Below are 12739 nucleotides of genomic sequence, written 5' to 3'. Positions count from 1 at the left end.
TCTATCTTCTACGTCGATCATTTCCAACAAACAACTAACACCGATTCTTGGCCAACCTCCACCTCCGATGATCAGGCCCCTATTCCCCCTCCTTCACCATCGGCACGAACCGCACGCCGCCGTGGTGCACTTTGACCGCCTCTTCACCCGACCGCGTCACGGTATAAAGTTCTTCGCCGATTGGGATGACCATTTTCCCACCGTCCTTCAACTGCTCAAACAGTGCTTCGGGCAACACACTCGGCGCCGCCGTCACCATGATGCCGTCGAAGGGCGCTTCCTCAAGCCACCCATTGTGGCCGTCTCCGATCCGGTAATGGATATTGTCATAACCCAGGGACTGGAGGGTCTTCCGGGCCCGCTGCCCCAGGACGGACAGCCGCTCCACCGTGTATACGGACCGGGCGAGCCGTGCCAGGATGGCGGTCTGGTAGCCGGATCCCGTGCCGATTTCCAGGATCCGGTCCGTTTCATTCGCTTCGAGCAGCCGGGTCATAAGTCCTACGATATAGGGTTGGGACACGGTCTGTCCCAGGTCGAGAGATACGGCGCAGTCTTCGTAGGCGTGCGCTCGGTACGCCTCGGAAATGAACCGGTGCCGCGGCACGGCGCGCATGGCGTCGATCATCCGGGGTTCGTCGAGTCCGCGTCCCCGGATCTGCTCCTCGATCATCCGTTCCTGGGGAGAAACGGGAGCCGCATCCGGCCCTCTTTTCCTGAAAAAACGGGATAACAGCATGGTCCGTTCAGTCTAAGGTGGACTACCGACCGAGGCAAGGCAAATCAAGGCGCTCCGATGACCTGTAATCCGGACGAATTGTAATGAATCCCCGAGCGCGTGCAGCACGGCCCGAACCCTCGGGCCCTGCTTGACACGAGGGCACTGAAACACTAAGTTCTCCGGTGCCCATCAGCCCATGAATAAATGACACCTTGAGCAACTGGTCAGAAAGGAAATCCCGCATGCATCCCTTCGAAGACCTGCACGTGCCCGCCGGTAGCGTGGGCATACACTGGTTCGGACAGAGCTCTTTCGGACTGAAGCATCCGGACGGCACGGTGATCCAGGTCGATCCCTACTACCCCCGAGAAAGGCCTGCGGACCGCTTCGTCCATGCCCGGGCGCCCCTGGACGAAGGGACGCTGAAGACCGACTACGTGCTCCTGACCCACAACCACGGCGATCACACCTGCCTGGAATCGCTGGAGCGCCTGGCGGCCGACTATCCGGAGGTCCGCTACGTGGGACCGATCGAGAGCATAGACGCGCTTCGAGAGGCAGGTTTCGATGCCGGGCGCATGACGGTCGTTACCGCGGGAGACACCGCCGAAATGGGTTCATCGAAGGCACATACGGTGTGGGCCAAACCGCCTGAAGGCCTTCCCGACGACGGCATCGCGCCACCCGACGTGCAGCACCTGGGATACGTCGTCGAAATCGGATCGGTCCGCGTGTACATCTCCGGCGATCCGGTCAACACCTTCGCCGACCACGAATCCCTCCTCGCACCGGTGCGGGCGCTGCGGCCGCAGATCGGGTTTCTGACCAATCATCCGAACGAGGGGGAATTCCCTTTCTTCGACGGATCGGCGCGCATCGCCGTTTCCCTCGGGTTGAAAGCCGCCGTTCCCGCTCACTACGCCTGTTTCGTGGCGCGCGACTACGATCCCGTTGAATGGGCTTCCCATCTGCCGGAGGGCGGACCGGAGCCCCTGGTCATTCCGTACAACCAGTCCACGGTGTACAGCCCCTGAGGCCGGTAGTCATCCGGTTCTCATGGTGTCGCGGCGGACCGCCGCCGATCCCGGGGGAATCGCCATCTACGAGCCATGCATATAACGGGCATCGATATCGACGCGGTGGACGTGAACGGACAGCATCACTGGGTATTCGTGCACGTCCGGACCGACGACGGCGTGGATGGACTGGGTGAGCTCAACCCGTCGGCGCCGAGAAGCGCGGTCTTGGGCGCGCTGCGGAAAATCGAGCAGGAGGTTGTCGGCAAGGATCCGAGACGGATAGAACAACTGGCCGCGAGCCTGAAACCGCGTCCGGAAGACCGGCCCGCCGTGCATGCGCTGTGCGCCTTCGAGCAGGGCCTGTGGGATATTCTCGGGAAGTCGCTTGACGCCCCGGTCCACGCCCTGCTCGGAGGAAAGTGCCGGGACAGCATCCCCGTTTACGCCAACGTCACCCGGGCCGCGCTGGAGGGCACGCCGGACGACTTCGTCCGCCAGGCCACGGGCGCCGTCGGTGATGGACATACCGCGGTGAAGATCGCGCCGTTCGACGGCCGCTTGGGATCGGGCGCGACACTGATAGATCACGGACTGCAGTGCGTACACGCCGTGCGGGAGGCCATCGGGCCGGACATCAACCTGCTCCTCGACTGCTACGGCCGTTTCTCGCTGGATGAAGCCTGCCGGATCGTGGACGGATTGCGCGGCGTCGACTTGTACTGGCTCGAAGAGCCGGTGGGGGAGCGGGACCTGGATGGATACAGGCAGATCAAAAGGGCAACCGGGTGTCGGATTGCCGGCGGGGAAAGGGCCATGCTCATCGAGGGATTCTGGCCCCTCTTCGGCGCCCGGGCCATGGACGTCATCATGCCCGACGTCACAGTCGCGGGCGGCATCGGAGAACTGAAGAAGATCGCCTCGATCGCCGAAAGCCGGGGGCAACTGACCGCGCCGCACGGTCCCTTCGGTCCGGTCACCGTCGCGGCGCACGTTCAGATCATGGCCTCCCACCCCGCGTTTCTCATCCTCGAATACGCCTGGGGACAGGTACCCTGGCGCGAGGGGCTCGTATCGCCTGCGGAACAGGTGGTAAACGGGCGGATCAATATCCCTGACAGTCCGGGCCTCGGCCTGAGCCTGGAGCCCGGGGTCGTGGAAGCATACCGCGTCGACCCGATGGCGGCCTGATCCATGGCTGCTGGATTGGTGGCCACAAGAACCTCGGCTACGCTGACGAAAGGATCCCGATCAATGCAAAGCGAAGCACTGTACGACACGCTCAATTCCGTCACCGCCATACCCATCGTGCCCTACAAAGGCGGCGTAATCGACCTCGACGGCCATCGTAAAAACATCCGTTACCTGATGGAGAACAACCACCTCGACGGGAACCGGAAGCGGGTGATCGGGATCGCGGGAACGAGCCTGATCCACCATTTCTCCTTCGAAGACCAGATGCGGGTCATCGCGGCGACGGGGGAAGAGATGGGAGAGGGCGGATTCCTGATGTCCGGCATCGTGCCGAATCCGATTTCCCAGGCCGAGGAGCTCGTTCGCGGGCAATCGGTCCTGCCGCGTCCGCCGGACGTGTACCTCATCATGCCGCTTACCGGCGTGGCCGATCACGAAGCGACCTACGACGACTACATGGCCTTCGCCGAGCGGCTCGGCACAGACTGCGGCGCACGCTTCCTTCTGTACATGCGGTCCGCGGATTACGTGAACCCGATCATCCGTCTGGTCAGGGATTCGCCCCACATGGTCGGTGTGAAAGTGGGCACGAGCGAAGAAGAAGTCGCCCCGCTCATTGAGGGCATCGGCGATGACGGTATCGTCATGTGGGGGATCGGAGACCGGAGCACCCGGGCGGCCGAAATGGGTGCCCGGGGCCACACCTCGGGCATTGCCATCGTCGCCGCACGCGCGGCCGACGAGATCAACAACGCCCAGCGCCGGGGCGACCTCGCGGAATCGTCCCGCGTGGAAGCCCTCATTTCAGACCTTGAACATCTGCGGTTCATGAACGGCCGGCAGTACAACTATTCGGCGGTGATCGAGGCGATGATCATCGGGGGATGGGAGGACGTTGCGGCGGGCGAAGGCGGGCCCTTCAATCCGCGGGTGCCACGGGACATTGCCGACCGCGTGGCCGAGGCGGTGGAGCCATTGCGGGACTACCACTAGTCGACACCGCGACACAAGTTTGCTGCGGGTTTTGCGACTCCAGTCACGCTACAGGTAGTTTTGCGACACCAAGTTACTCACCGGTGCAACGGACCAGCGATCTAGCCGGAATCCGCAACTTACCTCGACCGGCTGCCGGATTATCCTCAATACACGATCTGCGAAATCGCCTTGGAAATCAGCGCGATGGCGATGGCGATCATGCCTATGAGTCCAATGCCGGCCCCGTAGCCGGCCAGCACAATGGGCACGTAGGACATCCATTTCTCTTCGCCGTAGCGCTTGGAGAAGTAGTAGCGCCCCAGGATCGCGCCGAAGAAGGTCGGCAGGGTCTGCCAGAGCGGCATGGCCATGCCGCCGACCAGGCCGTAGAAAAAGAGGGGCGAACCGCCCACCAGCGTAATCAGGCCGAAGAGTCCTCCCGTGATGCCCAGGCCGGCGATGATGTACTCGATCTTGATGATGTCGAAGATGAACGTGAGGCCGCCGGGCAGGGTGGACTTCACCCAGATGGTGCGCATGGCCGCGTTGAGGGGCCACATCTTCTGCACGTAGGGATAGGCCGAGGAAGGGATCGGGTTGAGCTTCCATACGAGCGAGTAGAAGATGAAACTGCAGATGAACATCAGGACGGTGGTCACCGCGGTCAGCTTGACCACGCTGCCGAAGGTCGTCTTGGTGAGATCGAGCTGCTTGAAGGTCTCGGCCACCTTCCCGTGCTCGAAGATGGGAATCGGCGCGAACCACACGGCGACCCCCTTGTAGCCGGACAGCAGGAAGGAGGCTTCCTTGACGAAGGGGAAGGAGGTGCCGTAGGGCGAGCCGGTGATGCCGATCATCCGGGCCCCGATGTAGGAAAACACCGGCGACCAGAGGTATCCGAAGATGGCGCTGATCCACCAGGGAAAGTCGGGGATCAGGATGTAGAGGATGACCACGAAACCCGTCGTGCTGACGAACCAGAAGATGAATACGAGCCAGATCGGCAGGTCGCCCCGGCCCTTCGGCGTCGGCTGCACCTGCGTTTCCCGGTCGGGATCTTCCCGCCGCTCCCGATTGGATTTCAGTATGGCCCGGATGGTCGCGGCGAAACCCACGATGCCGATGACGAGGGAGGCGCCGATGGTGAAGCTGAGCCAGAAATCGATGTTGTTGGAAATCTGCGTCGGGATCAGCGACATCCCGGGCTCCCAGGTGGTCAGGATGCCGTTGTGGTAGAGCAGCGGGTTGGCCACGAGCGCGATGATGGCCGATGACACGAAGGTGCCGATCACGACCCAGAAGGGCAGAACGAATCCGGCTAACAGGGTGCCCAGATCGGTCCCGATCCCCACCATGGTCGCGGGCAGCACTTCCTTGAGACTAGTGGTGAAATCGATGAAGGGGATGGGCAGAATGGTTATGGGCGTGACCAGGAACGTGCTGGACAGGATGGGAATCATTACGTACAGGAGTCCCCAGGATACGCCGATCACGGATCCGATGCTGAACGCCCGCCATCGCCAGCCTTCCCGGTTCTGCGACGTCTCGGCCAGCGCCGTGGCGCCCCCCGCGTGCACCCGCGCCAGCGGGAAGGTCAGCCGCTCCACGTCGTTGGTGACCCGGAAGAGGATGTATCCCATCGAGTAGGAATTTACGGCGAAGAGGACGGTCACCGCGGTGAGGACGAGGACGGGCACGAACCAGTCCATGTGGAAGAAGGTCCGGCTCGCCATCGCGGTGGAATCCAGGGTCGGCACGACCCAGGTCGGGATCAGCGTGGCGATGCCCGTGGCTTCCGGCGACTGCTTGTAGTACTGCTCCCAGATCAGGTGGGCGAAGGGGCCGCCGGTGATGCCCGTGTTCATCGCGTTCCCCGCGGCGGCCAGCCCGGCCGCGGCCCAGTACAGGATCATGATTTCCTGCCGGGTCATCTTGACGAGGGAGCGCTTGGCGATCTCGAGGAACAGGATGACGGTGACCCAGTCTGCCGCGCCGGTCTGACCGCCCGTCACCAGGCTCAGATAGATCGATCCCGGCAACATGACGAAACCGACGAACAGGCAGGCCCAGATCGTCTTCAGGTTGAAGCCGGGCAGGTAGGGTTCGTCCGCTTCGCCGAACAAAGCGGTATCCGGATTCTGGTACTGCTCCGGACTGTCTTCCCTCAGTTCCTCTTCACGGACGGACAACGCGTACCTCCTGAAGCGGTACAGCAGTTAAATCCTGTAACATCTTGTACGCCAGTTAATTCGATCTGTTTACATATACAGATAATCGCGTGGGAAACGTGCGTTTCCGCATGTGGGATATCAAGTGAGACAAGATAGGTCCCGCCATATCCCTGTCAAGTGTATTTCGCTTTCCGGGCCGTCATATCGCAGGGCCTCATGTCGTCAGCCGTCATGTCGCCGGACCTCATGTCGCCAGGCCGGGGAGGACGCCGGACCGGGCGCCGGCCATTTCACCCAGCGCTTCCCGCAGGCCCGTGTACCGTTCGACGACCTGGTTGTTCTTTACCGCAATGGCAAGCGCCTTGGGCATGCCTATGATTACGACGAGCGCCTTTGCCCTGGTCAGGGCGGTATACAGCAGGTTTCGCTGCAGCATGATGTAATGGGTGCTGTAGAGCGGCAGGATGATCGCCGGGTACTCCGACCCCTGGCTCTTGTGGACGCTGATGGCATAGGCCAGGATCAGTTCGTCCAGTTCCCCGTAATCGTAACGGACGGTCTCCTGGAAGGAGATATCCACCGTCCGGGCATCCGGATCAATGTGTCCTATGCGGCCGATGTCGCCGTTGAAGGTCATTTTCCCGTAATTGTTCCGCGTCTGCAGCACCTTGTCGCCCACGCGCAGTTCCCGGTCGCCCCGCTTCAGTGCGGACCCCGACGGATTCAGCACCTGCTGAAGCCTCTGATTGAGCTGATCCACGCCGATCTCGCCGCGGTACATGGGGGTGAGCACCTGGATATCGTTGTAGGGATCGAGGCCGTATTTGCGCGGCAGGCGGTCCGTGCACAGTTCGGCGATCTGATCCGCGCCGGCAGACGGGTCGGGCTCGTTGATGAAGAAGAAATCGCCCTGGTTCCTGTTCTTCGTGTCCGGCATCTCGCCCTGATTCACCCGGTGGGCGTTCATCACGATGCTGCTTTCCCGCGCCTGACGGAAGATCTCGGTCAGGCGGACTACCGGAACCTGGCCGGAGTCGATCATGTCCCTGAGCACGTTGCCCGCGCCCACAGAAGGCAGCTGGTCGACGTCGCCGACCATGATGAACCGGGCGGAGGTCTTCACGGCTCGCAGCAGGGCGTTCATCATGGCGGTATCCACCATGGAGGACTCGTCGAGGATGACCAGGTCGGCTTCCAGCCGATTATCCTGGTTGCGGCCGAACTCCATGAGACCCGGATTGAACTCGAGCAGCCGGTGGATGGTCTTCGCCTCGGCGCCGGCCACTTCGGACAGCCGCTTCGCGGCCCGGCCCGTCGGCGCGGCCAGCGCCACCTTCGCCCCCACGCGGCGAAACAGGTAGACAATGCCCTGTACGCAGGTGGTCTTGCCGGTTCCCGGTCCGCCGGTAATCGCCATGACACTCTGGGACGCGGAGGTGTGTATCGCCTCACGCTGCTCCGTGTTGAAGGCGATGTCCCGTTCCTTTTCTATGTGCCGGATATGTTCGTCGATGCGTTCGCGGGACGGCGACGTGCGCGGATGATCGACCAGGCGCGCGACGTGCCGCGCGATGCCCTGCTCCGCGTAATAGAGGGGCTGCAGGTAAATCCAGTCATTGCTGCGTATAACGACCTCGGCCTGGATCAGCGCTTCAAGGCCGGCGGGAATGGCGGCGGGATCGGCCTCGAGAAAGCCGATGCACTCTTCCGCAAGCCCCTCGAAAGGGACGTATACGTGGCCGTCCTCGGCCCGGGACTCCAACACGTACCGGATGCCGGCCTGGACCCGGGCCGGGTCTCCGGGATCGACCCCCAGGTTCATGGCGATCTTGTCGGCGGTCTTGAAACCGATGCCCCAGATGTCCGTGGACAGCCGGTACGGATTCTCCGTGACCTGTCTGATGGCCTCGTTGCCGTAGGTCTTGTAGATTTTAACCGCGTAGGCCATGCTGACGTCATGGCCGATCAGGAACTGCATGACCTCCTGCAGGTGCTTCTGCTCCTCCCAGCCGGATCGGATGACGTTTATGGTCTTCCGCGCGATGCCCTTCACTTCGGACAGCCGGCTCGGCGTCTTTTCGATGACCTCGAGCGTGTCCTCGCCGAAGTGATCGACGATCATGGCGGCCTTGGCCGGGCCCAGTCCCTTGATGAGCCCGGATCCCAGGTACTTCCGAATGCCGTCCGTGGTCGTGGGCTGGATCGATTTGGATTCGACGATTTTGAACTGCTTGCCGTACTGCTTGTGGGTTACCCAGTACCCGCTCACTTCGACCCGTTCACCCGCCGCGATCTTCGCCAGTTCGCCCGTGATCGTCAGCAGTCCGTCCCGCGTGGATGCGCGGGCGAGATTCTCCGCGGTCCGGCAGGCGTCCGCTTCGGGACGCAGCCGTGCGACCGTATAGCCGGTCTCCTCGCTCTGGTAGGTGATGCGCTCGATGGTACCGGTGAGAATGTCCATGCCTGACCGGGGAAGGACGCCTACCGCTCATCGCTGGCGTAAACGACGGTGTCTTCCGCCTTCGCGTAGGTGAACAGTTCGTCCTCGGAAAAGAAGCGGGGCACTTCCGCCCGCGCCGTCTCCTGGGAATCGGAGGCGTGCACCAGGTTGCACTGCACGCTCATGCCGAAATCGCCGCGGATCGTACCCGGAGCGGCCTGGCGCGCGTTCGTCACGCCGCACAGGCTCCGCACGACGTCCACGGCGTCGACGCCTTCCAGGCACAGAGCCACCACCGGCGTTTCCCGCATGAAGGACTTTATGCGAGGGAAAAAGGGCTTGTCGGACAGGTGCGCGTAGTGCTCGTTCAGGATCCCGTCGGTCAGCTGCATCAACTTCAGGCCCGCGATCTTGAGCCCCTTGCTTTCGAAACGGCCGGTGACGAGACCGATCATTCCACGCTGCACGGCATCCGGCTTGATGAGAACAAGCGTTCGTTCCACGGATTGATTCTCCTTTAAAAGTGGGTCGTATCAGTGGATTTAAACCTCGTGCAATGTAGGTTTCGCCTCCCGGAGTGTCAACGAAAATGGCCCGGATATAAAGTCGGTCGATTCCGCAAATTTGCGGTGGACATTTGGGTAGCCGGCGCGTATAATGTCGGTGGGTTTCCTGATCAAATATCCGGGGCGAGTCCATGTGGGGAGACGACGAAATACGCGAGGAGTGCGGAGTCTTCGGCATCTACGGCGACCCCGCCGCCGCCAGGCTGACCTTCCTGGGGCTGTACGCCCTCCAGCACCGCGGCCAGGAAAGCTCCGGGATGGCCGTCTCCGACGGCCATCACATCGAATCCCACCGGGCCATGGGACTGGTCAGCGAAGCCTACGACCACGGCGAACGGGTGAGCGACCTCAAAGGCCATATCGCCATCGGCCACAACCGGTACTCCACCACCGGCACGTCCAACGTCGACAACGCGCAGCCCTTCATGGTCAACTTCAAGCGTGGGCAACTGGCCACCGCCCACAACGGCAATTTCACCAATACCGGCGCGCTGCACCTGTCGATGGAAGAGTCCGGATCCATTTTCCGTACCTCCTCCGACAGCGAGATCGTTCTCCATCTCATCGCGCGATCCAGTGAGCCCGATTTGCCCGCCATGATCGCGGACGCCCTCCGGCACGTGGAAGGCGCGTATTCCATCGTATTCCTGTCCGGGACACAACTCATTGGCGTCCGGGATCCCCGCGGATTCCGGCCCCTGTGCCTGGGACGCATCGGGGATGCCCACGTGCTCGCGTCGGAAACCTGTGCCTTCGACATCATGAAAGCGGAGTACATCCGGGAAGTGAAACCCGGAGAGATGGTCGTCATCGACGAGCAGGGCATCCGGTCCTTCTTCCCCTTCGAAGAGGCGGAGCCGGCCGCGTGTATCTTCGAGTACATCTATTTCGCCCGGCCCGACAGCAAGGTCTTCGGAGAAAACAGCGACAAGTTCCGCCGGCGGTTCGGCCGCCAGCTGGCGGAGGAACACCCCGTGGACGCCGATATCGTCATCGCCGTGCCGGATTCGGCCACGACCGCCGCGCTGGGCTACTCGGAGCAATCGGGAATCCGGTTCGAAATCGGCCTGATCAGGAACCACTACGTGGGGCGGTCATTCATCGATCCGGACCAGTCGATGCGTGAATTCACGGTGAGACTGAAGTACAACCCCGTTCAGGGCGTGCTACGGAACCGGCGCGTGGTCCTCGTGGACGATTCCATCGTGCGTGGCACAACCCTCAATCAGCTGGTACGGCTGATCCGCGGCGCGGGTGCGTCCGAGGTGCACGTGCGGATCAGCAGTCCGCCCATCCGCCATCCCTGCTACTACGGGATCGACATGCAGAGCCGGGGCGAACTCATCGCCTCGCAGACTCGGGTGGAGGAGATCCGCCAATATCTCGGGGCGGATAGTCTGGGCTACCTGTCCATCGAAGGCATGGTGAAGACCGGCAAGGAGTATGGAAAGCCCGGGGTGGGGTACTGCACGGCCTGCTTCAGCGGAGACTATCCCGTAGTCCCGGAAGATTCGCTCAACAAGCTCATGCTGGAATCATAGTGCCCGTGGGCCCGGCGCCGGCGCACGCGTTCCGGATCGGTACAAAAGGAACCGGGACAACGCCATCCTGCCGGGCGGCAGGCGCATCATGACACTTCCGATTCCGCCTCTTCCGTCTTCTCCCGGTCGGGGAAATAGCTCAGGATCGTGATCAGGGTCTCCCGCAGCCTGGTCCTCGGCACGACCTGGTCCACGAAACCCTTCGTCAGGAAAAACTCCGCAGTCTGGAATCCTTCCGGCAGACTCGAGCCGATAGTCTGCTCGATCACCCTTCCGCCGGCGAAACCCATCATGGCGCCCGGCTCGGCCAGGGTGAAGTCCCCCAGCGAAGCGTAACTCGCCATCACGCCGGCCATGGTCGGATTCGTAATCAGGACGATGAAGGGAACCTTCTCCTCCGACAGGCGGTTCAGCCACAGGGACGTCTTCGCCATCTGCATGAGGGAAAGAATGCCCTCCTGCATGCGCGCTCCCCCCGAGGTGGCGACCACCAGCAACGGTATCTTCTGGTCGAGCGACCGCCGGATGGACCGCGTCACCTTCTCGCCGACCACGGAACCCATGCTGCCGGCCAGAAAAGAACCGTCGTGGATGGACAGGGAAACCAGCCTGCCGTCGATACGGCCCGTACCCGACACCACGGCCTCCTGCATGCCCGTTCTCTTCTGGTACCGCTTCATGTAGTCCGGGTAGTTTTCTTTTTCCTTGAACTGGAGCGGATCGACGGTGCGCAGGTCGGCGTCGGTTTCGGCGAAGGATTCCGGATCCATGATCAGGGAGATGTAGCCCTGGTGGCCGATCTTGAAATGAAACCCGCACTGGCCGCACACGTTGAAGTCCCGCTCGAGCTCGGCCTTGTACAGCATGGCGTCGCACTTGTCGCATTTGACCCACAGCCCCTTGGGGATTTCCTTGCGCTTCTGGGGATTCAGTCCCCGCTGTCTTCTTTCGAACCAGGCCATATTTCTCTCGCTTGCACTGTGAAACCGAAGCCAGACTACTCTGGCCGGTCTACCGTATCCGGCTCACCCCGACAGCCCTACCGAAGCAGGACTACTCTAGCCGGCCTGCCGTGAGCCCGCCTACGCCTACCCCCGGTGCGCCATCCGCCGGACCAGGCGGGCCAGCAAATCGGAGCATTGTCCGGCCGAAGATTCGACCGTTGACACCACGTCCCCGGTGTCGACGGTTTCCCCCTTTCGACCCGTCCAGGTATTGGATATGCACGACAGGGCGGCGGTCTGCATGCCGAGACGCCGTCCGGCCAGCACTTCGGGGACGGTGGACATGGTCACCGCGTCCGCTCCCAGTGATTTAAGCAGGGAGATTTCGGCGCGTGTCTCGAAGGACGGTCCGGGCATCCACGCCAAAATTCCCTGTTGAACAGGCAGTTTTCTTTGTATACTGATCTGTAGAAGCGACTCCCTCAAGGCGTCATCGTAACAGGGATCGCCGTCCGTTTCCGCAGTCAGGTCTCCCATCAGTTTTCGTCCGATGGGATGGATATGGTGCCGTACGACCATGAGGTCTCCCGCCTCGTACCGGGGATTCAGTCCGCCGGCGGCATTGGTAACGACCAGCACTTCGACGCCGAACCTGTGCATCGCCTCGAGCGGATAAGCGATTTGCCGTATATCATATCCCTCGTACAGATGGACCCGGCCCTGCATCACGATCACGGACGCATCGCCCAGAGCGCCGAAGACCAGGTTGCCCTCATGGCCTTTAACGGTCGCCGCCGGAAAATGGGGGATGAAACGATAAGGTACAACAGATTTCTGTTCCACAGCCTGTGCGCACGCCCCGAACCCGGTGCCCAGGATCACGCCGAACCGGGCGGTTGAAAACCCCTGCGAACCCAGGAAGTCCGTGGTCTCGCTCAGCGGATCATGACGGGGCATGGCGAGGCGCTTTCAATCGGTTTTCCCGTCTCCTTTGACGGTTGTATGTAACAAGGAGTCCATCATGAGCATCATAACGGTTGCCAGAGAATACGGCAGCGGCGGGAAGGATATCGCGAAGATCGTCGCGGACCGCCTCGGCTATGATTGCGTGGACAAGGAACTCATCGCCGAAATCGCCCATGCCGCCGGCGTTTCGGAAGATGTCGTCGAG

The 12739-nt window shown here is 62.0% G+C and carries 10 protein-coding genes; 4 read left to right on the top strand and 6 right to left on the bottom strand.

Features of this window, described 5'->3' with window-relative positions:
- Positions 1-79: 79 nt before the first annotated feature.
- Positions 80-739, bottom strand: coding sequence for a protein-L-isoaspartate(D-aspartate) O-methyltransferase (locus OXG98_09235; protein MCY3772190.1), 660 nt, complete (start codon positions 737-739; stop codon positions 80-82).
- Positions 740-963: 224 nt separating this feature from the next.
- Between OXG98_09235 and OXG98_09230 the strand changes: the two genes are divergently transcribed.
- The 3 genes from OXG98_09230 (at position 964) to OXG98_09220 (ending at position 3924) form a co-directional block, all read left to right on the top strand.
- A complete protein-coding gene (locus tag OXG98_09230) occupies positions 964-1755 on the top strand; it encodes an MBL fold metallo-hydrolase (GenBank protein ID MCY3772189.1) in 792 nt (263 codons plus the stop codon).
- Between the two features lie 75 nt (positions 1756-1830).
- Positions 1831-2928: a mandelate racemase/muconate lactonizing enzyme family protein gene (locus OXG98_09225; GenBank protein MCY3772188.1), complete on the top strand. Its 1098-nt coding sequence runs from the start codon at positions 1831-1833 to the stop codon at positions 2926-2928.
- A 63-nt stretch (positions 2929-2991) separates the two neighbouring features.
- Positions 2992-3924, top strand: a complete 933-nt coding sequence (locus OXG98_09220) for a dihydrodipicolinate synthase family protein (GenBank protein MCY3772187.1) — start codon at positions 2992-2994, stop codon at positions 3922-3924.
- 146 nt (positions 3925-4070) lie between these two features.
- On the opposite strand, the gene OXG98_09215 is transcribed toward OXG98_09220, so the two are convergent.
- The 3 genes from OXG98_09215 to ndk all read right to left on the bottom strand — a co-directional run bounded on the left by OXG98_09215 (position 4071) and on the right by ndk (position 9020).
- Positions 4071-6095 carry a peptide transporter gene (locus OXG98_09215; protein ID MCY3772186.1) on the bottom strand — a complete coding sequence of 675 codons (2025 nt, stop codon included), beginning with the start codon at positions 6093-6095 and terminating at the stop codon, positions 4071-4073.
- 226 nt (positions 6096-6321) lie between these two features.
- A complete protein-coding gene (locus tag OXG98_09210) occupies positions 6322-8538 on the bottom strand; it encodes an ATP-dependent RecD-like DNA helicase (GenBank protein MCY3772185.1) in 2217 nt (738 codons plus the stop codon).
- 20 nt (positions 8539-8558) lie between these two features.
- The gene (gene ndk, locus OXG98_09205) at positions 8559-9020 is read right to left on the bottom strand and encodes a nucleoside-diphosphate kinase (protein MCY3772184.1); all 462 of its coding nucleotides are present in this window, start codon (positions 9018-9020) and stop codon (positions 8559-8561) included.
- A gap of 194 nt (positions 9021-9214) precedes the next feature.
- Between ndk and purF the strand changes: the two genes are divergently transcribed.
- Positions 9215-10624: an amidophosphoribosyltransferase gene (purF, locus tag OXG98_09200; GenBank protein MCY3772183.1), complete on the top strand. Its 1410-nt coding sequence runs from the start codon at positions 9215-9217 to the stop codon at positions 10622-10624.
- 86 nt (positions 10625-10710) lie between these two features.
- On the opposite strand, the gene accD is transcribed toward purF, so the two are convergent.
- Together accD and OXG98_09190 are read right to left on the bottom strand one after the other, a co-directional pair.
- Positions 10711-11586 (bottom strand): acetyl-CoA carboxylase, carboxyltransferase subunit beta, encoded by an 876-nt coding sequence (gene accD / locus OXG98_09195; GenBank protein MCY3772182.1) that lies wholly within the window; start codon positions 11584-11586, stop codon positions 10711-10713.
- 126 nt (positions 11587-11712) lie between these two features.
- Positions 11713-12525, bottom strand: coding sequence for a purine-nucleoside phosphorylase (locus OXG98_09190; GenBank protein ID MCY3772181.1), 813 nt, complete (start codon positions 12523-12525; stop codon positions 11713-11715).
- Between the last annotated feature and the right edge of the window lie 214 nt (positions 12526-12739).

This window comes from Gemmatimonadota bacterium (assembly GCA_026706345.1).
In the GTDB taxonomy this organism is placed as follows: Bacteria; JAAXHH01; JAAXHH01; order JAAXHH01; family JAAXHH01; genus JAAXHH01.
Note: the sequence above shows the minus strand (reverse complement) of the source record. Positions and strands in the feature narration are given on the sequence as shown.